Annotated in this window: 19 protein-coding genes; 12 read left to right on the forward strand and 7 right to left on the reverse strand. The window is 68.5% G+C overall.

Going from position 1 to position 21,312, the window contains the following annotated elements; genetic code table 11:
* Nucleotides 1-33 precede the first annotated feature (33 nt).
* The 5 genes from sucC (at nucleotide 34) to ASE89_RS01170 (ending at nucleotide 5,342) form a co-directional block, all read left to right on the forward strand.
* Entirely contained in the window at nucleotides 34-1,236 is a 1,203-nt protein-coding gene (gene sucC, locus ASE89_RS01150; RefSeq protein ID WP_031440309.1) for an ADP-forming succinate--CoA ligase subunit beta, read from the forward strand.
* Between the two features lie 231 nt (nucleotides 1,237-1,467).
* The gene (locus ASE89_RS01155; RefSeq protein ID WP_031393439.1) at nucleotides 1,468-2,214 is read left to right on the forward strand and encodes an electron transfer flavoprotein subunit beta/FixA family protein; all 747 of its coding nucleotides are present in this window, start codon (nucleotides 1,468-1,470) and stop codon (nucleotides 2,212-2,214) included.
* Nucleotides 2,211-3,140 (forward strand): electron transfer flavoprotein subunit alpha/FixB family protein, encoded by a 930-nt coding sequence (locus tag ASE89_RS01160; RefSeq protein ID WP_031440307.1) that lies wholly within the window; start codon nucleotides 2,211-2,213, stop codon nucleotides 3,138-3,140. The genes ASE89_RS01155 and ASE89_RS01160 overlap by 4 nt, the downstream gene beginning before the upstream one ends.
* Before the next feature lie 165 nt (nucleotides 3,141-3,305).
* A complete protein-coding gene (locus ASE89_RS01165) occupies nucleotides 3,306-4,061 on the forward strand; it encodes an energy transducer TonB (protein ID WP_056673283.1) in 756 nt (251 codons plus the stop codon).
* Between the two features lie 42 nt (nucleotides 4,062-4,103).
* Nucleotides 4,104-5,342, forward strand: coding sequence for a dipeptidase (locus ASE89_RS01170; protein ID WP_056673285.1), 1,239 nt, complete (start codon nucleotides 4,104-4,106; stop codon nucleotides 5,340-5,342).
* 3 nt (nucleotides 5,343-5,345) lie between these two features.
* Here the strand turns inward: ASE89_RS01170 and ASE89_RS01175 are convergent, their stop codons facing one another.
* From ASE89_RS01175 to ASE89_RS01190, 4 genes are all read right to left on the reverse strand, one after another.
* Nucleotides 5,346-6,620 (reverse strand): MFS transporter, encoded by a 1,275-nt coding sequence (locus ASE89_RS01175; protein ID WP_056675102.1) that lies wholly within the window; start codon nucleotides 6,618-6,620, stop codon nucleotides 5,346-5,348.
* Complete coding sequence (locus ASE89_RS01180) at nucleotides 6,592-7,596, reverse strand: histone deacetylase family protein (RefSeq protein WP_056673289.1); 1,005 nt, start codon at nucleotides 7,594-7,596, stop codon at nucleotides 6,592-6,594. Before ASE89_RS01180 ends, ASE89_RS01175 begins: the two co-directional genes overlap by 29 nt.
* Before the next feature lie 23 nt (nucleotides 7,597-7,619).
* On the reverse strand, nucleotides 7,620-9,194 hold the full coding sequence (locus ASE89_RS01185; RefSeq protein WP_056673292.1) for a lysine--tRNA ligase: 1,575 nt from the start codon (nucleotides 9,192-9,194) through the stop codon (nucleotides 7,620-7,622).
* 83 nt (nucleotides 9,195-9,277) lie between these two features.
* The gene (locus ASE89_RS01190; RefSeq protein ID WP_031396395.1) at nucleotides 9,278-9,787 is read right to left on the reverse strand and encodes an outer membrane protein assembly factor BamE; all 510 of its coding nucleotides are present in this window, start codon (nucleotides 9,785-9,787) and stop codon (nucleotides 9,278-9,280) included.
* Nucleotides 9,788-9,916: 129 nt separating this feature from the next.
* Here ASE89_RS01190 and ASE89_RS01195 point away from each other — a divergent pair, with 129 nt between their 5' ends.
* On the forward strand, nucleotides 9,917-10,423 hold the full coding sequence (locus ASE89_RS01195; RefSeq protein WP_056673295.1) for a ubiquinol-cytochrome C chaperone family protein: 507 nt from the start codon (nucleotides 9,917-9,919) through the stop codon (nucleotides 10,421-10,423).
* On the forward strand, nucleotides 10,420-10,944 hold the full coding sequence (locus tag ASE89_RS01200) for a YceD family protein (protein ID WP_056673299.1): 525 nt from the start codon (nucleotides 10,420-10,422) through the stop codon (nucleotides 10,942-10,944). The genes ASE89_RS01195 and ASE89_RS01200 overlap by 4 nt, the downstream gene beginning before the upstream one ends.
* 18 nt (nucleotides 10,945-10,962) lie before the next feature.
* Here ASE89_RS01200 and ASE89_RS01205 read toward each other — a convergent pair whose 3' ends face one another.
* Both ASE89_RS01205 and ASE89_RS01210 read right to left on the reverse strand, forming a co-directional pair.
* Entirely contained in the window at nucleotides 10,963-11,502 is a 540-nt protein-coding gene (locus tag ASE89_RS01205) for a SixA phosphatase family protein (RefSeq protein ID WP_031396398.1), read from the reverse strand.
* A gap of 10 nt (nucleotides 11,503-11,512) precedes the next feature.
* Entirely contained in the window at nucleotides 11,513-14,242 is a 2,730-nt protein-coding gene (locus tag ASE89_RS01210; protein WP_056673302.1) for an ATP-dependent DNA helicase, read from the reverse strand.
* Between the two features lie 306 nt (nucleotides 14,243-14,548).
* Between ASE89_RS01210 and ASE89_RS01215 the strand changes: the two genes are divergently transcribed.
* From ASE89_RS01215 to ASE89_RS01235, 5 genes are all read left to right on the forward strand, one after another.
* Nucleotides 14,549-15,928, forward strand: coding sequence for a glycosyl transferase family protein (locus ASE89_RS01215; RefSeq protein WP_082451175.1), 1,380 nt, complete (start codon nucleotides 14,549-14,551; stop codon nucleotides 15,926-15,928).
* A complete protein-coding gene (locus ASE89_RS21065) occupies nucleotides 15,894-17,114 on the forward strand; it encodes a hypothetical protein (protein ID WP_236701579.1) in 1,221 nt (406 codons plus the stop codon). The genes ASE89_RS01215 and ASE89_RS21065 overlap by 35 nt, the downstream gene beginning before the upstream one ends.
* 43 nt (nucleotides 17,115-17,157) lie before the next feature.
* A complete protein-coding gene (locus ASE89_RS01225) occupies nucleotides 17,158-18,072 on the forward strand; it encodes a sulfite exporter TauE/SafE family protein (RefSeq protein WP_037529957.1) in 915 nt (304 codons plus the stop codon).
* A gap of 38 nt (nucleotides 18,073-18,110) precedes the next feature.
* Entirely contained in the window at nucleotides 18,111-18,830 is a 720-nt protein-coding gene (locus ASE89_RS01230) for a TIGR02186 family protein (protein ID WP_052149151.1), read from the forward strand.
* A 96-nt stretch (nucleotides 18,831-18,926) separates the two neighbouring features.
* Nucleotides 18,927-20,618, forward strand: a complete 1,692-nt coding sequence (locus tag ASE89_RS01235; protein ID WP_056673304.1) for an ATP-binding protein — start codon at nucleotides 18,927-18,929, stop codon at nucleotides 20,616-20,618.
* Nucleotides 20,619-20,661: 43 nt separating this feature from the next.
* Here the strand turns inward: ASE89_RS01235 and ASE89_RS01240 are convergent, their stop codons facing one another.
* A complete protein-coding gene (locus tag ASE89_RS01240) occupies nucleotides 20,662-21,306 on the reverse strand; it encodes a BLUF domain-containing protein (RefSeq protein ID WP_056673307.1) in 645 nt (214 codons plus the stop codon).
* Between the last annotated feature and the right edge of the window lie 6 nt (nucleotides 21,307-21,312).

Consider the following 21,312-nt stretch of genomic DNA (forward strand, 5'->3'; position numbering starts at 1 on the left):
CGAGTTTCCTAAAAATTGCGTGGAGCCTTCCCGATGAACATCCATGAATACCAGGCCAAGGAACTGCTGGCCAAGTTCGGCGTCCCCGTCCCCGCCGGTTTCGCGGCGCTGACCGTCGAGGAAGCCGTCGAGGCCTCGAAGAAGCTCCCCGGACCGCTCTACGTCGTCAAGGCGCAGATCCACGCCGGCGGCCGCGGCAAGGGCAAGTTCGTCGAGCTTGGCCCCGACGCCAAGGGCGGCGTCCGCCTCGCCAAGACCGAGGACGAGGTTCGCGCGGCCGCGACCGACATGCTCGGCAACACGCTCGTCACCATCCAGACGGGTGACGCGGGCAAGCAGGTCAACCGCCTGTACGTCACCGACGGCGTCGACATCGACAAGGAATTCTACCTCGCGCTGACGCTCAACCGCACCACCGGCCGGGTGATGATGGTGGCCTCGACCGAAGGCGGCATGGACATCGAGGCGGTCGCGCACGACACGCCCGAGAAGATCCAGTCGATCGACATCGACCAGGCGACCGGCTTCATGCCGCATCACGGCCGCGCCGTTGCCGCAGCACTTGAACTGACCGGCGATCTTGCCAAGCAGGCCGCGAACACCGCGTCGAAGCTGTATGACGCGTTCATGGGCACCGATGCCGAGCAGATCGAGATCAACCCGCTCGCAGTCACCAACGACGGCAAGCTGATGGTGCTCGACGCGAAGGTCGCGTTCGACGGCAACGCGCTGTTCCGCCACAAGGACCTGCTGCAGCTGCGCGACGAGACCGAGGAAGATCCCGCCGAGCTCGAGGCGTCGAAGTACGACCTCGCCTATATCAAGCTCGACGGCGACATCGGCTGCATGGTCAACGGCGCCGGCCTCGCCATGGCGACGATGGACATCATCAAGCTCAACGGCATGTTCCCGGCCAACTTCCTCGACGTCGGCGGTGGCGCCAACAAGGAGAAGGTGACGGCGGCATTCAAGATCATCCTCGCGGATCCGAACGTGAAGGGCATCCTCGTCAACATCTTCGGCGGCATCATGAAGTGCGACATCATCGCCGACGGCATCGTCGCGGCGGCGAAGGAAGTGAACCTGTCGGTCCCGCTCGTTGTCCGCCTCGAGGGTACGAATGTCGAGAAGGGCAAGGAGATCCTCGCGAACTCCGGCCTGGCGATCGTCCCGGCGAACGACCTTGGCGACGCCGCCAAGAAGATCGTCGCAGAGGTGCAGAAGGTCGCGGCGTAACCGCTGTCGGCCTCGCATACTGACTTCGCGAAAAACGGGGCTCGGACGGAAACGTCCGGGCCCTTTTTCGTTGGTATCGCAGCCGGTCCGACGGGGCGGTCGTCGTGACGCTACGGTATCCGATGTTTCCGTACCGCACTTGCGAAAACGACGCGAAACCGCCATCTGTCGCACCAACGCGGCCGGTAACCGGCGGGCGAAACGAACATATTCACCTTGGAAGGAATCCTGATGAAGGTGCTGGTGCCGGTCAAGCGTGTGCTTGACTACAACGTGAAGCCTCGCGTGAAGGCGGACGGAACGGGCGTCGATCTGGCGAACGTCAAGATGAGCATGAACCCGTTCGACGAGATCGCGGTCGAGGAAGCGATCCGCCTGAAGGACAAGGGCGTGACCGAGATCGTCGTCGTGTCGATCGGCGAGCAGAAGTCGCAGGAAACGCTGCGCACCGCGCTCGCCATGGGCGCCGACCGCGCGATCCTCGTCCTCAGCGAGACCAAGGTCGAGCCATTGGGCGTCGCCAAGATCCTCGCCAAGATCGTCGAGGAAGAACAGCCCGACCTCGTCATCCTCGGCAAGCAGGCGATCGACGACGACAACAACCAGACCGGGCAGATGCTCGCCGGCCTCCTCAACTGGGGCCAGGGCACGTTCGCGTCGAAGGTCGAGATCGCTGACGGCTCGGTCCATGTGACGCGCGAAGTCGATGGCGGTGCGGAGACGGACACGCTCAAGCTGCCCGCGATCATCACCACCGATCTTCGCCTGAACGAGCCGCGCTATGCGTCGCTGCCGAACATCATGAAGGCCAAGTCGAAGCCGATGGCGACCAAGGCACCGGCCGATTTCGGTGTCGACGTGACGCCGCGGCTGACCACGCTGAAGGTCGTCGAGCCCGCCAAGCGCTCGGCGGGGATCAAGGTCGCTGACGTCGACGAGCTCGTCGGCAAACTCAAGACAATGGGAGTCGCAAAGTGAAGACGCTCGTTTGGGTCGAACATGACGGTCAGGTCGTCAAGGACGCCACGCTTTCCGCAGTCACTGCCGCGAGCAAGCTCGGCGAGGTCCATTTGCTGGTGGCCGGGCAGGGGGTCGACGCCGTCGCCGCCGCCGCCGCGAAGATTGCCGGCGTCGGCAAGGTGCATGTCGCCGATGACGCAGCGTTCGCGCACGCGCTCGCCGAAAACGTCGCGCCGCTGATCGTCGAGCTGATGGGACATCACGACGCGTTCGTCGCGCCGTCGACCACGCACGGCAAGAATATCGCGCCGCGCGTCGCCGCGCTGCTCGATGTCATGCAGATCAGCGACATCCTCTCGGTCGAGAGCGACGACACGTTCACGCGCCCGATCTATGCGGGCAACGCGATCGCCACCGTCCAGTCGTCGGACGCGAAGAAGGTCATCACCGTCCGTGGCACCGCGTTCGAGAAGGCCGCGACCGAAGGCGGCTCGGGGGAGATCGAGGCGGTCGCCTCGACCGGCGACAAGGGTCTGTCGACCTTTGCCGGCGCGGAGATCGCCAAGAACGAGCGTCCCGAACTGACCAGCGCGAAGGTCATCGTTTCGGGCGGCCGTGCGCTGGCCTCGAGCGACCAGTTCCACGCGCTGATCGATCCGCTCGCGGACAAGCTGGGCGCGGGCGTCGGTGCAAGCCGCGCCGCGGTCGATGCGGGCTATGCCCCGAACGACTATCAGGTCGGCCAGACGGGCAAGATCGTCGCCCCCGAAGTCTATGTCGCAGTCGGCATCTCGGGCGCGATCCAGCATCTCGCGGGCATGAAGGATTCGAAGACGATCATCGCGATCAACAAGGACGAGGACGCGCCGATCTTTCAGGTTGCGGACATCGGCCTGGTCGGCGATCTGTTCAAGATCGTCCCCGAACTGACCGAAAAGCTCTGACGCCGCCCCTCCTCCCCCGCCAGGGGGAGGTGGCAGGCATAGCCTGACGGAGGGGGAGGATAGACGGACCCATATTGCCCGTCCTCCTCCCCACCCACCAACCCCCCGGACAGCGCCGCGGCCCGAACGCTTGCCGCCCCGCGCCATCCTCCCCAGATATCAGTCATGTACGGCGTCCAACCCCATCCGCGCGACCGGATCCTGTCCGCCGCCGGCGCCGCTGCCCTGTGTGCAGCATTGGGCTATGCGCTGATCCTCGGCCTCGGCGTCAGCCTCCCGTCGGCGATCCCCGACGCGCTCAAGACCTTCGCGGTCGGCCCGCCGCCCCCGCCGCCGCCACTCGAAAAAGTCGTGCCCCGCCCGGCGAAGAGCCACCGGCCCGAAGGCGCCGCATCACCCGCCAATCTCCGGTCGAAGGCGACCGAACTCGTCGCGCCCATCCCGATCGTCCCGCCCGTCATCCCGCCGCCGATCGTCGCCGCGCTCAAGCCCGGCGTCGGCAGTGCGGCGACGACCGGCGCCGCGCCGGTCCCGGGGCCCGGCACCGGCGCGGGTGGTGAGGGCGACGGTACGGGCAGCGGCCGCTATGGCGACGGCGACGGCGATGGCGGTGACGAGAGCCCGCCGCGGCTGTTGAAGGGGCGGTTCCGGAACAGGGACTTCCCCAATGCGGAGGCGATCATCGGCGCGGGTGGCGTGGTCGGCGTCCGCTATACCGTCGAGACGACCGGCCGCGTCACCGGGTGCAGCATCACCCGGTCGAGCGGCAATGCAGTGCTCGACGCGACAACCTGCCGGCTGATCGAGCTGCGCTATCGCTATCGGCCCTGGCTCGACGCCGCGGGGCGCCCGGTCCGTTCGACCGTCGTCCACAACCAGGAATGGGTCAACGAACTCGGGGCCCCCGAGGACGACGACTGATCCTCTTGCCGCCGTGCGACGCGGCGGGCACGATGCTGCGGCATGATCACCGCCCTGCTCCTGATCGCCGCGCAGGCAAGCGCGGCGCCCGTCGCCCCCGACCCCCGCGTCGCGGCAAGTGTCGACCGGGTGCTTAGGAAGACCCCGATCATCGACGGCCATAACGACCTCGCCTGGGAAATCCGCGACGTGCACTGCGCGAAGGTCGAATCGCTCGATCTCGCTGCGGACACACGCCCGCTCCAGACGGACATTCCCCGCCTGCGCAAGGGCCGCGTCGGCGCGCAATTCTGGTCGGTGTGGATCCCCGCAGATATGACCGGCCCGCGCGCGGTCGAGATGACGCTCGAACAGATCGATATCGTCCACCGGTTCGTCGCCGCGAACCCTGCCGCGCTCGAACGCGCGACCAGCGCTGCCGATATCCGTCGGATCGAGAAGGCGGGGCGGATCGCGTCGCTGATCGGTGTTGAGGGCGGGCACCAGATCGACGGACGCCTCTCCGTGCTGCGCCAGTACCGCGCGCTCGGCGTCGGCTACATGACGCTGACGCACGGCAAGAGCCTGAACTGGGCGGACAGTTCGACCGATGTGCCGCGCGCGAACGGGCTCACCGATTTCGGCCGCGCGGTCGTCGCCGAGATGAACCGGATCGGGATGATCGTCGATGTCAGCCACGTCTCCGACGCGACGATGCGCGCGGTCCTCGCCGCCGCCAGGGCGCCGGTGATGGCCTCGCACTCCAGCGCCCGCGCGCTGACCGACGCACCGCGCGACATTCCCGACGACCTGCTCGCCGCAGTCGGCGCGAACGGCGGGATCGTCATGGTCAATTTCTATCCCGCCTTCGTCTCGACCGCGTGGCGGGCCTGGGATGCCGACCGGACCGCCTTCGCCAAGACTGCAGGCGTGCCCGCCAACGTCTATGGCGCGCGTTCGCCAGCGCCGCTGGTCGCGTGGGACCGGGACCATCCCGAACCGCGTGTCACCGCCGCGACCGTTGCGAATCATGTCGAGCATATCGCGCGGGTGGCTGGCCGCGATCATGTTGGCCTCGGCGGCGATTATGACGGCATCAACGGTACCGGGCCCGAGGGGATGACAGGCGTCGACGGCTATCCGCTGCTGTTCGCCGAACTCGCGCGCCGCGGCTGGACCGATGCCGACATGGCCAGGCTCGCCGGCGGCAACATGCTGCGCGTCATGGATGCCACCGACGCGGTTGCGCGGTCGCTGTCCGCGCTGCCGCCGGGCGACGCGATCGATATCGCCTCGCGTTGAGGTTCAGGGCACCGGCATCCGCGGCGTTGCCACCGGCTCGACCGCCAATGGTGGCACCGCGCGCAGCCTCAGCCCGATCGCCAGCGCCGCCCCGCCGACGACCAGGCAAAATCCCGTCACGCCGGGCCAGCCGGCATGCGTCCACGCGAACCCGCCCGCCGAGCCCAGCACGCTCGACCCCATATAATAGAAGAACAGGTAGAACGCCGCCGCCTGCCCGCGCGCGCCACCGCCCGCGACGCTCTGTGCCCGCCGCCCGACCCACGCGCTCGCGATCGAATGCGCGCCGAAGAAGCCGATCGTCACCACCGCGATCCCGGCGATCACCAGCGCCAGCGGCTGCATCGCGGTCAGCGCGACGCCCGCGATCAGCACGACCACCGGCACCCAGAAGATCGTCCGCCGCCCCAGCCGCCCGGCGAGCGTCCCGAACCGCGCCGAGCTGATCGACCCCAGCACATAAAGCAGGAACACCGCGCCGACCGCCGACTGGCTGAGCCCGTAAGGCGGCCCCATCAGCCGGAATCCCGCATAATTATAGACGGTGACGAACACCCCCATCAGCAGGAACGCCTCGAGATACAGCAGCGGCATCGCCCGGTCCGCGAACAGCGCGCGCGCATCGCGGACGAGCGCCGCCGGCCGCCCCGCGCTGGGGCGGAAGTTACGCGACGGCGGGGCGAGCCGGCGAAACGCCTCCGCCATCGCTAGCCCCGCGACGCCGACCGCGGCGATCGCGAATCGCCAGCCGCCGAAATCGGCGACCAGGCTCGCGACCAGCCGCCCGCCCATCCCGCCGATCGCGCTGCCCGCGATATACAGCCCCATCGCACCGCCGACCGAGGCCGAATCGACCTCCTCCGCGACATAGGCCATCGCCACCGCCGGCACCCCCGCGAGCGCCACCCCGGTGAGGAACCGCAACACGAGCAATCCGCTCCACCCCGGCACCAGCGCGGTCGCGAGCGTCAGCGCACCCGCCGCGAACATCGCCGCGATCATCAGCGGCCGCCGTCCGAGCCGGTCGGACACGGCCCCTGCGAACAGGATCCCGATCGCGAGCGGCCCCGTCGCCAGCGAGACCGCAAGCGACGCCGCCTCCGCGCTCAGGGCGAACTGCGTGGCGAACGACGGCAGCAACGGCTGCACCGAATAGAGCAGCGAGAAGGTCGAGAAGCCTGCGAACAGCATCGCGAGCGTCAGCCCGCGATAGGCCGGCGTCCCCGCCGCGATACCCGTCCCTGAAATGTCAGAATCCCCGCAGGAAGCTGTCGACATTGTGGCCGAGCGCATCGACCGCATAGCCGCCCTCCATCACGATCGCGGTCGGCCAGCCGCGCGCCGCGATATCGCGCGCCAGCACCGCAAAATCGGGCGTGGTCAGCGCGAAATGCGAGATCGGATCCCCCGCCCACGTATCCGCGCCGAAGCTGACGACGAGCAGCCCGGGATCGAACGCCGCGATCGCGTCGAGCGCGGTCGTCTGCGCTGCGCGAAACGCGTCGATCGTCGTGCCGTGCGGCAAAGGCAGGTTCAGCGTCGCACCGCGACCGTCGCCGTCCCCCGTCTCGTCCGCATGCCCCCAGAAGAACGGATAGTCGGTCCGCGGATCGGCATGGACCGAGGCGTAGAACACATCGCCGCGATCGTAGAAGATGTCCTGTGTGCCGTTGCCGTGATGATAGTCGATGTCGAGGATCGCGACGCGTGCGACACCCGCGTCGCGCGCCGCCTGTGCCGCGATCGCCGCGGTGTTGAGATGGCAATAGCCGCCGCAATAATCCGCGCCCGCATGATGGCCGGGCGGCCGGCACAGCGCGAACGCCGCGCGGTCGCCCTCCAGCACCACGTGCGTCGCCGCCAGCGCGGACTGCGCGCTGCCATAGGAGGCGGCCCAGCTGTCGGGCGTAATCGGCGTCGTCGCATCAAAGCTGTGCGCGCCGATCAGCGCATCGATCCGCGTCAGGTCGAGCGGTCGCCGCCCGCGGATCGGAAACGCATAGGGAATCGCATCGCCAGTCCGCCCTGCCTCGCGCCACAGTCTCGCCGCGTCCTTGAGGAACGCGACATAGGCCGGCGAATGCACCGCGAGGATCGCCGCCTCGCCGCGGTCCGCCGGCGTTTCGACCGGCCCCAGCGCGGCCAGGATCGCATCGACCCGCGCGGGCATCTCCGCATAGGTCGTGAAGCCGCCATTGTGCAGCTCCTGCGTCGGCGCATGCGCCCGCTGCCGGTCGTCGAAGAACATGCGCATCGGGTATACCCTCGTAAGGAGTGTCAGGCAGCGGGGCGGGCGAGCGCCTCCGCGATCAGTTTGCGCGAATTGTCGATCCCGTACAGCGCGATGAAACTCCCCATCCGCGGCCCCTGTTCGGAGCCGAGCAGCGTCTCGTACAGCGCCTTGAACCAGTCGCGCAGGGTCTCGAACCCGCCGGTCTTGCCGATCTCGTAGACGATGTTCTGCACATCCTCCGCGCTCGCATCGGCGGGCAGCGCGGCAAGTTCGGCATCGAGCCGCTCGAGCGCCGCGATCTCTACGCCTTCGGGTGCACGCCGCTTGAGCGTCGGCGCGACGAAATCGCGGCCGTACGCCAGCGCATGGTCGATCAGCTTGTCGAGCTCGGGATAGCTCTCCGCCGACGCATCGGGGACATAGTTCGCCAGATAGCCCCAGACCTGCGCCTTGCTAGCATCGCCCATCACGCCAACGAGGTTGAGCAGCAGCCCGAACGTCACCGGCAACTCGCCCTCGGGCAGCTTGCCGTCATGGATGTGATGCACGGGGTTGCCGAGCTTCTGCTTCAGGTCCTGGCCTGCATAATTGCCGCGGAACTGCCAATATTCGTCCACCGCGCGCGGGATCACGCCCATTTGCAGTGACTTCGCCTTCTTGGGCTCGCGATAGGCGTAGAACGCCAGCGACTCCTGCGGGCCATAGGTCAGCCACTGGTCGAGGCTGAGGCCATTGCCCTTGGACTTCGAGATCTTCTCGCCATTCTCGTCGAGGAACATCTCGTAGTTGAAGCCCTCGGGCGGGCGGCCGCCGAGCACGCGCGCGATCTTCGACGACTGGGTCACCGAATCGATCAGGTCCTTGCCCGCCATCTCGTAATCGACGCCGAGCGCGACCCAGCGCATCGCCCAGTCGACCTTCCACTGGAGCTTGGCCTTGCCACCGAGCACGCTCTGCTCGATCCGCTGCCCCTCATCCTCGAACGCGATCAGCCCGGCCTCGGCATCGATCACCTCGATCGGCACCTGCAACACGATGCCGCTGGTCGGCGAGATCGGCAGCACCGGCGAATAGGTCGCGCGGCGCTCGGCGCGCAGCGTCGGCAGCATCACGTCCTGGATGCCCTGGAAATGCCGCAACACACCCTTCAGCGCCTCGTCGAAGCGACCGCTGGTATAATATTCGGTCGACGACGCGAACTCGTAATCGAAGCCGTAGCGGTCGAGAAATTCGCGCAGAATCGCGTTGTTGTGCGCGGCAAAGCTCGAATGCGTGCCGAACGGATCGGGGATCTGCGTCAGCGGCTTGCCGAGATGCTCGCGTAGCATGTCGCCATTGGGGACGTTGTCGGGCACCTTGCGCAAGCCGTCCATGTCGTCCGAAAACGCGATCAGCCGCGTCGGCGTATCGCTCAGTGCGTGGAAGGCGTTGCGCACCATCGTCGTGCGCAGCACTTCGTTGAATGTGCCGATATGCGGCAGGCCCGACGGGCCATAGCCGGTCTCGAACAGGATCGGCGCGCCCTGCTTGCCCTGCGGATAGCGCTTGAGGAGTTTGCGCGCCTCCTCAAACGGCCAGGCTTTGGATTCCAGGGCGGCGGTGCGGAGCTCGTCGGTCATGCCCCGCGCCCTAGCGCGAAGGTACGAGTCTGCAAAGTCCGCGCCGGCCTAGTGATCCTACGACGCGACTCTACGCCAGGCGTTTACGGCCGCGTGCGGCCCGTACCCGTATTGGCGCCACCGCCGCCGCCCGTGCCGGGGGCACCGACCGAGCCGATATTGCCGAACAGATCCTGGAAGAAGCCGCGCTGGCGACCCAGCGTCGGCGTCGTCTTGCCATCGGGGCTGATCGAGGCGACCTGATCGAGCCCGCCGCGACGGATCGCGGTGACGGTGCCCTGCTGGTCGAAGCTGATCTGCAGCGTGATCTGCGCGTTCGGACGTGGATTGCGGAACGCCAGGTTGCGGCTATCGCGTGCCAGATAATACCAGTCACCCTGGTCGAACTGCCCCGCGAGCGTCGGCTTGCCGAGCGTCTGGAGCACCGACTGACGGTTGTCGACGCCGGGCTGGACCGAGTTCACGAGGTCGACATCGACCACATAGCCCTGATGCGAGCGAAGCTGCGTGCAGCCTGCGCTCGTCAGGCCGACGAGCGCGAGCGCCGCGACGCTGGCCGTACGGCGTGTCAGGCGGAATGAAAGGACGCTCATATACTCTCCCGGGGCGGGGTCACGCGATACTGGCGGCAGCACGATTGCATCGGCCGCGGATCGCCTCGATATGCGAGGTTGCGCAGGCAAACAAGCCGCCGCGCATTGGCGACGGGAAGGCGACAGGATTTGGGCTGGTTCGGCAGGCTATTGGGCGAGAAGCACGACGAGGCGCTGCCACTTTATACCGCGGTCGTGCAGCGCGCGCGCGCGGAGCATTGGTATCGCGACGGGCAGGTGCCCGATACGGTCGACGGCCGCTTCGACGTGATCGCCGCAGTCCTCGCGCTCGTCATGCTGCGGATGGAATCGGAGCCATCGGGTGGTGAGCCCGCGGCGCGACTCGCAGAACGCTTCGTCGACGACATGGACGGGCAGCTGCGCGAACTCGGGATCGGTGACATCATCGTCGGCAAGCATATCGGCCGGATGATGAGCATGCTCGGCGGCCGACTCGGTGCCTATCGCGACGGGCTCGCGGCGGGTGATCTCGACGCACCGCTGGTCCGCAACCTCTATCGCGGTGATCCGCCTGCGCCCGCCGCGCTCGCGCATGTCCGCACGGAGCTCACCGACTTCCACGCCGCGCTCGCCGGCGTTCCGCTATCAACCCTACTCGCCGGAGAGCTGCCATGACCCCCGAATTCAGCCGCCCCGAGCGACTCGACACGATCGGCGAGCGCGATCGCAGCGTGACCTTCGCCGCAACGCCCGAGGAACGCCGCAAGCTTGCCGCACGGTTTGCGATCCTGTCCGTCGACCTGCTCGAGGCGCACTTCACGATCCGGCGCGACACCGCCGGGATCGTCGCGAACGGGCATGTGACGGCAAAGGTGGTGCAGGCCTGTTCGGTGACGGACGAACCGCTCACCGCGACGATCGACGAGCCCGTCGCGCTGCGCTTCGTTGACAATTTCGGCGCGGTCGACGGCGAGATCGAACTGTCGGACGATGCGCTCGACACCGTGCCGATCGATGGCGGTGCGGTCGATCTGGGCGAAGCGGCGGCCGAGACACTCGCGCTTGCGCTCGATCCCTTTCCCCGCGGTCCCAATGCCGCTGCCGCGCTGCGCGCTGCCGGGGTGATCAGCGAGGACGAATATCAGCCGGTCAACGCGTTTTCGGGGCTGAAGGCCAAGCTCGAGGGCAAGGGCTGACAAGTCCGGCCCGACGCGTCAGTCCGCGTCGGGCCCCAGCGTCGGATCGAGATCGCGCGGCCGCACGAAGCGGGTGAACCGCGCCGATCCGCTCGTCAGATCGTCCCAGTCGTCGATGTCGAACTGCAGCTCGGCAAGACTTGCGGTCGGATATTTGTCCTCGACCGCGTCGCGGAACGGGTGGGTCACGTCGGGGGTCAGCAGCAGGACGAGATCCTCGAGCCCCGGATTATGCCCGATCACCAACGCGCGATCGACGCCGCGCGGCAGATCGCGGACGAGGTCGAGAATCGTCCCCGCCGACGCCAGATACAGTCGCCGGTCCCAGTCGGGTGCCAGCGTGCGTCCATAGCCCGCGACGATCTCGTCGAGCGTCTCGACGACACGGACCGCGGGCGAGGCGACGACATGGTCGAACGCGAGCGACAGCGTGCGCATCTGCCGCCCGATGATCGTCGCGGCGCGGCGGCCCTTGGCGTTCAGCGGCCGGTCGAAATCGCGCGAGACCGTGTCGTCCCAGCCCGACTTGGCATGGCGCAGCAGCGTCAGCGTCTTCATGGCTCGGGCGTCATGATAAGGGTCCTCGGGCCGGTTCGCCCGCCTCATGCCTCAAGGCGGCGCGCGAGGAAAGCCGTGCCGCGACTCGGGTCACCGCTTCGTCGAGCGTCACGCGCGTCACCGGCACACCCGGCGGGAACGCGCTGAGCAGCCGCGACGGCATCGCCGCGGACAGCATGACGAATGCCCCCGAATCGTCCGCACGCCGGATCAGCCGGCCGAACGCCTGTGCCAGCCGCGCGCGGATCAGCCGGTCGTCATACACGGCGCCACCACCCGCAAGCCGTCGTGCGGCATGCAGCACAGTCGGCTTGGGCCAGGGCACGCCCTCCATCACCACCAGCCGCAGCGATTCGCCCGGCACGTCGACCCCGTCGCGCAGTGCATCGGTGCCGAGCAGCGACGCGCCCGGGTCATCGCGGAAGATATCGACCAGCGTGCCCGTATCGATCGGATCAACATGCTGCGCGAGCAGCGGCAGTCCTTCGCGCGCCAGCCGGTCGGCGATCCGCCCATGCACGCCGCGCAACCGGCGGATCGCGGTGAACAGTCCGAGCGTCCCGCCGCGCGAGGCGACGATCAGCCGGGCATAGGCGTTGGCCAGCGCGCCCACATCACCGCGCTTGACGTCGGTGACGATCAGCACCTCGGCCTGCGTCGCATAGTCGAACGGGCTGAGCGCGGCGAATCGCGCGGCAGGGCGGGTGAGATGCGGGGCGCCGCTGCGCGCCTCGGCGATCTGCCAGCCTTCCTCCGCGCTGCCGCCCCCGGTCAGCGTCGCCGACGTCACCAGCGCGCCATGCGCAGGTTTAAGTACGACCTCCGCAAACGGGCGGGTCGGGTCGAGCCAGCGGCGATGCAGCCCGATATCGAATTCGCGTCCCTCGACCCGGTCGACCGCGAGCCAGTCGACGAAATCGGCATCCGCGGGCCCGCCGACGCGCGTCAGCAGCGAAAGCCATGCCGCCACCGTCTCGGCGCGCCAACCGATTGACGCGATCGCGCCCTCGACGCGTGCGCGCGCCGGCCCGTCGAGCCAGTCGGGCGCCTCGCTCAGCACCGCCTCGAGCCGCCGGCCGAGCGTGACCAACGGGCGCACCAGCGCGTCGAGTGCGGCGGCGGCGGGTGCGGCGGCTTCGATCAGCGTCGGATCGGGTTCGGCGAGTTCGGTCTCCAGCCCATAGCCGGCATCGCCCGGCTGTTCGGCGCGCGCATAGGTCAGCCCGCGCACCGCGGCGAGCAGCTCCTCGATCGGTCCAAACGGCGCACCCTCGCCGATCCGCTGCAGCCAGCCCTCGCTCGCCAGCGCGCCGGCCGCGGCCACCGCCTCGCCGATCGCGCGATTGCCTGCCTCGTCATAGCTGGCGAGATCGGACAGCCGTGCGGCCAGTCCGCGCCGCCGCCCCCGGCTGCTGCCCTCGGGACCGATGATCCAGCGGCGCAGCTCGATCGTCTCGCCGCCGGTCAGCGCGGTCGCGAACATCGAATCGGCGGCGTCGAAGATGTGATGACCCTCGTCGAAGACATAACGCGTCGGCCGCGTCGCGAGTTCGCGTCCGCGTGCTGCGTTGACCATGACCAGCGCATGGTTGGCGATGACGATGTCGGCATCGGTCGAGGCGCGTGCCGCACGTTCGATGAAGCATTTGCGGTAATGCGGGCAGCCGGCATAGACGCACTCGCCGCGCCGGTCGGTCAGCGCGGTCGATCCGTTGCGCCGGAACAGTGTCGGCAGCCAGCCGGGCAGGTCGCCGCCGACCATGTCGCCGTCCGCGCTATACGCGGCCCAGCGCGCGACGAGCTGCGCGAGCACCGCCGCCCGCCCCGCAAAGCCGCCTTGCAACGCGTCTTCGAGGTTCAGCAGGCAGAGATAATTCTCGCGGCCCTTGCGCGTGACGACCTTGGTCCGGCGGACCGCGGGATCGGGAAAGAGCCGTTCTGTCTCGCGTCCCAGCTGGCGCTGCAGCGCCTTGGTGTAGGTCGAGATCCAGACCGCGCCGCCCGCCTTTTCCGCCCAGATCGAGGCGGGGGCGAGATAGCCGAGCGTCTTGCCGATCCCGGTCCCCGCCTCCGCCAGCACCAGATTGGGCGAATCGCGCACCGCCCGCGGCGCGAACGCGGCCGTCGCCGCGGCGGCATAGGCGCGCTGCCCCGGCCGTTCCTCCGCGCCATGCCCGGTCAGGTCGTCGAGCCGCGCCTCGGCATCACCCGGCTCGATCGCGATCGTCCGCGGCGCGGGGCGCGGGGCCTGCTCCTCCCATTCGGGCAGTTTCGAAAACAGCCAGCGTTCGTTGACCGCGGGCTTGGCCAGCCGTTCGGCGACCACGGGCGCCCAGGGCCAGCGCAACCGGTAGAGCGACTGCGCCGCGGTCCAGGCCCCCTCGCGCTCGGGCCAGTCGGCCGCGTCGGTCAGCGCCAGCATCGCTTCGGCCGCGCGCAACAGGAACGGCGCGACCTCGGCATCGTCGGTCGGCAGGTCGAGACCGGTGACGCGGGCGATGCCCTTCGGCGTCGGCACCGCGAACTGCGCCGGGCGCAGGAACGCATAAAGTTCGAGCAGGTCGAGCCCCGACAGATCGGCATAGCCCAGACGCTGGCCGATCAGCGCGGCGTTGAGCAGGATGACGGGCGTGTCGGCAGCGATCCGGATCGCTTCGCCACGCCCGATCCCGCGCGTCTCGCCACCCTGTGCGACCCAGATGCCGCCATGGCTGGCGTGAAGGGCGGGGTAGGCAAGCACGTTGCCGACCGTGCGCGATGCGGAACGAATTGGCAACCTCGCTGTGCCGAAAAGCGCAAGTACCGGCTTGTACGTGGGTCTTGTCGGGGATGAGGAGCCGTCCCCGCCCTGCCTAACAGACGCTGAGTCGCGCACCGGGCAGCGTGGCAGGCGATGTTCATTCGATCCAAATTTCAGCATCGGTCGGCGGACGAGCCAAGTCATTCCAATATTCTGACGATCGGTCAGCCGACACCTGTCCGAAACGGATCATGTTTGGTCCGTTACGGCGGGGACAGCGGATAGTCTTGGCCGGGGAGAGGGCCGATGAGCGAGTCGCTGGGGATCATCGATATCATCGTGCGCGAGGCGGTGGCATTTGCTGCGGTCGGCTTGCTGATCGGCGGCATCGATGACCTCCTGGTCGACATCGCATTCTTTGTCTGGAAAATCTGGCGCGGACCGTCGACCTTGCCGGGCATGGACGCGCTGCCCACGCCGTCGGAGCCCGGCCGGCTCGCGGTGTTCGTGCCGGCCTGGGACGAGGTGGCGGTGATCGGCGCGATGCTGTCGGCGGCGGTGGCGCGGTTCGACCATGACGATTACCGCATCTTCGTCGGACTCTATCCGAACGACCGCGCGACGATCGACGCCGCGGCGCGCGTGGCGGCCCGCGATCCGCGGATCCGCCTGGTCATCGGCCAGCGCGATGGGCCGACGACAAAGGCGGACTGCCTCAACACGCTCTGGCATGCGCTGCGCCGCGCCGACGATCGCGACGGGCGACGGACCAAGGCGGTCGTGTTGCACGATGCGGAAGACGTCGTGCACCCGCTCGAACTGCGCGTGTTCGATTCGCTGATCGACCATTATGCCGTCGTGCAATTGCCCGTCCTGCCGCTCGTCAAGCGCGGCTCGCGGCTCGTGTCGGGGCATTATGCCGATGAGTTCGCCGAAGCGCATATGAAGCAGCTGGTCATCCGTACCGCGCTTGGTGCGGGGATGCCGCTGGCGGGGACGGGGTGTGCGATGTCCACCGCGATTCTCGAAACCGTGGCGGCGACCCGCGACGGCGATCCGTTCGACGCGTCCAGCCTGACCGAGGATTATGAGCTCGGGCTGCGGATCGCCCAGCTCGGTGGGGCCGGACGGTTTGCGCGGATCGTCGACGATGCGGGCGCGCTGATCGCGGTGCGGGCGTTCTTCCCGGCGACCTTCGACGCCGCCGTCCGGCAAAAGGCGCGCTGGATGACCGGGATCGCGCTGGCGGGCTGGGACCGGACCGGCTGGGCTCGTCCGCAGGCACTGGCCGATCACTGGATGCGGATGCGCGATCGGCGGGCGCCGCTCAGCATGGTCGTGCTGGCCGCCGCCTATGTCGGGCTGACCGCCTGGGTCCTGACGTTCCTGGTTCATGCGGTGGTCCCGGCCGTGCAGGGCTGGCCGGCGATGCCGGTCGTCTGGCTGGCGGGGGCGAATATCGGGCTTCTCGTGTGGCGGCTCGGCATGCGGATGGCCTTCACCGCGCGCATCTACGGCTTGGCCGAGGCATTCTGGTCGCTGCCCCGCTTCGTCGTCGGCAATGTCATCAGCCTGATCGCCGCGCCGCGCGCCGTGGTCCGCTATATTGCGATGCTCCGCGGCGCGGCGCTGGTCTGGGACAAGACCCGCCATGAATTTCCCGATCTCCGATCGTCGGGAGGGTGAGCGGGACGCGCACGCTGCGCCACGGGTGAAGGGCGGGCGGCCGCTCCGTTTTCTCGCCGCCGCGCTCGGCGCATGGGTCGTGATGCGGATCGTGGTGCTGTCGCCCTATGCGGCGGGCGTGCTGACGCCCGGCGAATCTGGCAGCCTGCAGCGTCCCCCTGTCGCGGCGGGGAGGCGGCACGATCGGCAAGCTTCGCCCGCAGCCCGCGCCGTGGGTATCGCCACTACCGACCATCGTCGCGCCACCGACGATGCGAACATCACTGCTGCCGCGGCCGACCGGCCCGACCGGCGTGTCACGCCGTCGCGACCGCCCTACTGGACCATCGGGCATGGTGCCCAAGCGTCGCGCAGCCATGCCCGCGCCGCGCCGGTGCTCGCCGCGGTCATCCTGAACGCGCGTGCTCGCCCCGCTGACGTTCGCGCGAGGCACGCCGCAGATCGTGACGTCGAATTCACTATGGACGTCCAGCCCGACCTTGCGCCCGACCGGCAGGGCCGGATCGCGATGCTCCCGCCGCTCGGTCCGGCCGCGATCGGCGCGACCCGTGCAACTTCGCACGCGCCGCTGAGCGTCAGCGGCTGGCTGCTCGCGCGCGGTGGCGCGTCGGGTACGGTATCGGGGGGGCAATTGGGCGCATCGCAGGCGGGGGTGCGGGCCGTCTACGGAATCGACCCATCGCGGCGGCTCGGGCTGACCGCGCGGCTCGCGGCGCCGCTCGAGGGGCGCGGACGCGAGGCGGCCCTCGGCATCGAATGGCGGCCGACCCGCTGGCCCGTCCGCCTGATCGCCGAACAGCGCTTCGTCCTCGACGGGGGCCGCGGCGGCCCGACGGTCGGCGTGATCGCGGGCTACGGCCCCGCCGAGATCGCACCTGGTGCGCGCATCGAGACCTATGGTCAGGCAGGGGCGATCATGCGCGACGGCGTCGAAGGGTTCGTCGACGCCGCTGCGCGCCTGACGCACGGCGTCGCGGAACGCGGCAGGCTCCGCCTCGACGCGGGGGTCGGCGCATGGGTGAGCGCTCAGCGGGGGGCGACACGGGGAGATATCGGTCCGTCGCTCGGCCTAGCAGCGCCGCTCGGCCGACGATCGGTCCGTCTCGCGCTCGACTGGCGCCAGCGTATCGCCGGCACCGCCCGCCCCGGCTCGGGTCCCGCACTCTCGGTCGGCAGCGACTTCTAGCCGGCCGCTAGCCCCCGCGGCCGGTTTGCGTATAACGACGCGCGTGGACCTGTATCTTCCCATCGCAAACCTGTCGGTCAATGCGCTCGTCATCATCCTGCTCGGCGGCGGTGTCGGGCTCCTGTCGGGGATGTTCGGGGTCGGCGGCGGCTTTCTGACGACGCCGCTGCTGATCGTCTATGGCATCCCGCCGACCGTCGCCGCCGCCTCGTCTGCCAGCCAGGTCACGGGGGCGAGCGTGTCGGGCGTGTTCGCGCATTTCCGCCGCAACGGCGTCGATGTGAAGATGGGCGGCGTCCTCGTCGCAGGCGGCATATTGGGCGCGTTCTTCGGCGCCTGGCTGTTCCGGCTGCTCCAGCAGAGCGGCCAGATCGATACCGTGATCGCGATCGTCTATGTCGTGATGCTCGGCTCGATCGGCGGCATGATGGCGAGCGAATCGATCGGGACGATCCGCCGCGCCCGGACCGGCCGCCCCGCCAAGCCGCGCAAGCGACGCCATCACCCGCTGGTCGCCGCGCTGCCGCTGCGGACCCGCTTCTACGCCTCGGGCCTGTATATCTCGCCGCTGGCGCCGCTGCTGCTCGGCTTTTCGACCGGGATCCTGACCATGTTGCTGGGGATCGGCGGCGGGTTCATCCTGGTACCGGCGATGATCTACCTGCTCGGCATGGCGACGTCGGTGGTGGTCGGGACCTCGCTGTTCCAGACGCTGTTCGTCACCGCGGTGGCGACGATGGTGCATGCGACGACGACCAAGGCGGTCGACATCGTGCTGGCCGGGCTGCTGCTGATCGGATCGGTCGTCGGTGCGCAGATCGGTGCGCGGTTCGCGACCAAATTCCGCCCCGAATATCTCCGTCTCGGGCTCGCCGTGATGGTCCTGCTTGTCGGCGCGCGGATCGTGCTCGGGCTGGTCTGGCGGCCCGAGGAGATCTTCTCGGTCACGCTGTCGTGAAGCCGGGCGCGCCGCTCCTCCTGCTCGCGCCGCTGCTGATGGCGCAGGCCAAGCCGGTGCTCGTCCCCGACGTGTCGCAGCGCAATATCGAGATCGCCTACAGCTTCACCGGCGCCGAACTGCTGCTGTTCGGCGCGATCCTCTATCCCGGCGGGCGCCTGCCGAGCGGCGAGAGTCCCACCGACATCGTCGTCGTCGTCAAGGGGCCGACCCAGTCGATCGTGATGCGCGAGAAGGAGAAGGTCGCCGGCATCTGGGTCAACACGTCGCGGCTGCGCTATCGGTCCGCGCCCAGTTTCTATGCGATCGCCTCATCCAAGCCGATCGGGCGGCTGGTCGACGACCGCACCCGGGCGATCTACGAACTCGGCCTCGACAGCCTGCAATTGTCGCCCGCCTCGAGCGCGCCGATTCCGACGCAGGACCGGTTCCAGCGCGGCCTGGTCGACCTGAAACGGCGTGCCGGGCTGTATTACGAGGCGCCGGGGGCGGTCGAGATCACCGATGACGTGCTGTACCGCGCGCGGGTTTCGGTGCCCGCGCGCGTACCGGTTGGGCGCTTCACCGCGGAAACCTTCCTGATCCGCGACGGCCGCGTGCTGGCCGCGGCGGTGCGCGACATCGACATCCGCAAATCGGGGTTCGAACGCTTCGTCGCGCGAGCGGCCGACCGGTCGGCGATCGCCTATGGCCTGGTCGCGGTCTTTCTCTCGATCTTTCTCGGCTGGGCGGCCGGCTGGATCGCACGCCGGGTCTGAGGCCAGCACGCGCGCGGGCGCTCACGCATTCTTTACCCGTGCGCGGCATGGATGCGGACATCTGGCAAAAGCCGGAGGATCGAGGACCGACCGCCTATGACCGACATGCCCGCCGCCCATGTGTTCCAGCGGGCGATTGCCGCCGCGGCGATCGTGGACGGCGCGGGGCCGGACGCATCACCGGGGGGACAGGCTGACGCCCCGATCGGCGTCATATCCGCGATTGCCGGTGCCAGCAGCCGGGTCCTGCTCGACCGGGCCGCGATCGCGCCGCTGCTCGCGCACCCCGATGCGGTGCTCGCCGCCGCCGGCCAGGTCGGCAGCCAGGTCAAGATCCGGGTCGGCACGTCATGGATCATCGCCAATGTCCGCTCGCTCGCACTCGAGGCGGCGATGGGCAGCGTCATCGCGGGCGAGATCGATTTCCTTGGCGAGGGGGACGAGGACCGGGCGACCGGCGCGTTGTACGGATTCCGCCGCGGCGTGACGCGCTATCCCATGCCGGGCTGCGAGGTGTTCGCGGTCACGACGCGCGACCTGCGCGAGGTCTATGCCGCCGAGGACCGCGCGAATATCGCGATTGGTACCGTCTATCCGACCGCCGACGTTCCCGCCGCGCTGTATGTCGATGCGATGCTGGGCAAGCATTTCGCGCTCGTCGGCTCGACCGGCACGGGCAAGTCGACCGCTGCCGCGCTGATCCTGCACCGGATCTGCGACCTCGCGCCGCAGGGGCATATCGTGATGATCGACCCGCATGGCGAATATGCCGCGGCCTTTGGCACGAACGGCGCAATCCACGACGTGTCGAACCTGCAAATGCCCTATTGGCTGATGAATTTCGAAGAGCATTGCGAGGTCTTCCTGACCAGCACCGGGGAACAGCGCCAGTTCGATGCGGACATCCTCGCCAAATGCCTGCTTGCTGCCCGTGCGAAGAGCCGGCTCGGCCAGGCGATCGCCAAGCTGACGGTCGACGCGCCGATTCCCTATCTGCTCAGCGACCTGACCGGCATCATCAGCCTCGAAATGGGCAAGATGGACCGCGCGGGCGACACCAGCCCCTATTTGCGGCTCAAGGGCAAGATCGACGAGATCAAGGCGGATCCGCGCTATGGCTTCATGTTCTCGGGGATGCTCGTCGCGGATACGATGGCGGCGTTTCTCCAGCGCATCTTCCGCCTGCCCGGCGACGGCCGGCCGATCTCGATCATCGACGTATCGGGCGTGCCGTCGGACATCACCGCCGTCGTCGTCGCGATGCTCGCACGGATGACGTTCGATTTCGCGATCTGGTCGCGCAACGAGCCGCAGCGACCGATCCTGCTCGTCTGCGAGGAGGCGCATCGCTACATCCCGAACGACCGTCAGGCGGAAAGCTCGGTCGGGCGGATCCTCGGACGGATCGCCAAGGAGGGTCGCAAATACGGCGTTTCGCTCGGGTTGATCACGCAGCGCCCGTCCGATCTGGCGGAAGGCGTCCTGTCGCAGTGCGGGACGATCGTCGCGATGCGGCTCAACAACGAACGCGATCAGGCCTTTGTCCGCGCGGCGATGCCCGAGGGCGCACGCGGCTTTCTCGAATCCATCCCTGCGCTGCGCAATCGCGAGGCCATTATTTGCGGGGAGGGCGTGACGATCCCGATCCGCGTCGCGTTCGACGATCTCGAGGACGCGCGCCGCCCCGCCTCGAGCGATCCGCTCTTCTCGACGCTGTGGCGCGATGTCGGCGGCGAGGAGCAGATCATCGACCGGACGATTCTGAAATGGCGCGCGCAGGGCAAGTGAGCCGGCTGCCGGTCGTCGTGGCGGGTGCTACTCGCGGCGGCGCCTAGGCGGCGTAGTCGGTTTCGGTGATCTCGTTGTCCGCCATCAGCCGCAGCCGGTTGATCAGGCGGCATGCGATCTCCGACTTGCCGGGCCCGTTCGGGGTGGCGAGCATCGGGATGAGCTGCTGGTCGACGAACGTGTCGGGACCCGAATAGGCCAGCGAAAAGCGCCGGAACCCCCGGTCCAGGCCGATCATGTCCGTGATGATCGTCACGTCGCTATGGCGCCGGTCGGCGCTCAGCCGCGCGAGCAGATTGGAGATCGCCGGATCCGGTCCCTCGACCAGCTGGACGAAGTGCAGATCGGTGATGATCAGCGCACCGGTGATGCCGGCCTGCGCGTTGCGCGCGCGGGAGTCGTTGACGATGTCCATCAGCGCGCGCTGATCCATCGCGATATCGGGCTTGATCTTGCTCAGATACAATACCGTCCGCAGGGTCGACGCGGTGGGCGCACGGGCGGGCCGGATCGCGGTGACCGGTATTGGGCGCGGTTGCGGCCGGCTGGCACCGCGCAGGGCCCAGTCCTGCTCGCGGCGCATCGCGCGTCCCGGAACATAGCCCTGGATCGAAATGAGCCGTCCGGTCGCGGTCGAGGAGAGCCCTGTCTGCATGATCGTCACATATCCGGTAAAGCGATGGTGCATCCCGCC

Source organism: Sphingomonas sp. Leaf30, assembly GCF_001422525.1.
In the GTDB taxonomy this organism is placed as follows: Bacteria; Pseudomonadota; Alphaproteobacteria; order Sphingomonadales; family Sphingomonadaceae; genus Sphingomonas; species Sphingomonas aerolata.

Coding starts and splice junctions, on each gene's coding strand:
- ASE89_RS01165 (WP_056673283.1), top strand. CDS start 3,306: ATGTACGGCGTCCAACCCCATCCGCGCGACCGGATCCTGTCCGCCGCC.
- ASE89_RS01180 (WP_056673289.1), bottom strand. CDS start 7,596: ATGCGCATGTTCTTCGACGACCGGCAGCGGGCGCATGCGCCGACGCAG.
- ASE89_RS01230 (WP_052149151.1), top strand. CDS start 18,111: ATGGCGCAGGCCAAGCCGGTGCTCGTCCCCGACGTGTCGCAGCGCAAT.
- ASE89_RS01215 (WP_082451175.1), top strand. CDS start 14,549: ATGAGCGAGTCGCTGGGGATCATCGATATCATCGTGCGCGAGGCGGTG.
- ASE89_RS01170 (WP_056673285.1), top strand. CDS start 4,104: ATGATCACCGCCCTGCTCCTGATCGCCGCGCAGGCAAGCGCGGCGCCC.
- ASE89_RS01240 (WP_056673307.1), bottom strand. CDS start 21,306: ATGCACCATCGCTTTACCGGATATGTGACGATCATGCAGACAGGGCTC.
- ASE89_RS21065 (WP_236701579.1), top strand. CDS start 15,894: ATGAATTTCCCGATCTCCGATCGTCGGGAGGGTGAGCGGGACGCGCAC.
- sucC (WP_031440309.1), top strand. CDS start 34: ATGAACATCCATGAATACCAGGCCAAGGAACTGCTGGCCAAGTTCGGC.
- ASE89_RS01205 (WP_031396398.1), bottom strand. CDS start 11,502: ATGAAGACGCTGACGCTGCTGCGCCATGCCAAGTCGGGCTGGGACGAC.
- ASE89_RS01235 (WP_056673304.1), top strand. CDS start 18,927: ATGACCGACATGCCCGCCGCCCATGTGTTCCAGCGGGCGATTGCCGCC.
- ASE89_RS01200 (WP_056673299.1), top strand. CDS start 10,420: ATGACCCCCGAATTCAGCCGCCCCGAGCGACTCGACACGATCGGCGAG.
- ASE89_RS01175 (WP_056675102.1), bottom strand. CDS start 6,620: ATGTCGACAGCTTCCTGCGGGGATTCTGACATTTCAGGGACGGGTATC.
- ASE89_RS01190 (WP_031396395.1), bottom strand. CDS start 9,787: ATGAGCGTCCTTTCATTCCGCCTGACACGCCGTACGGCCAGCGTCGCG.
- ASE89_RS01155 (WP_031393439.1), top strand. CDS start 1,468: ATGAAGGTGCTGGTGCCGGTCAAGCGTGTGCTTGACTACAACGTGAAG.
- ASE89_RS01185 (WP_056673292.1), bottom strand. CDS start 9,194: ATGACCGACGAGCTCCGCACCGCCGCCCTGGAATCCAAAGCCTGGCCG.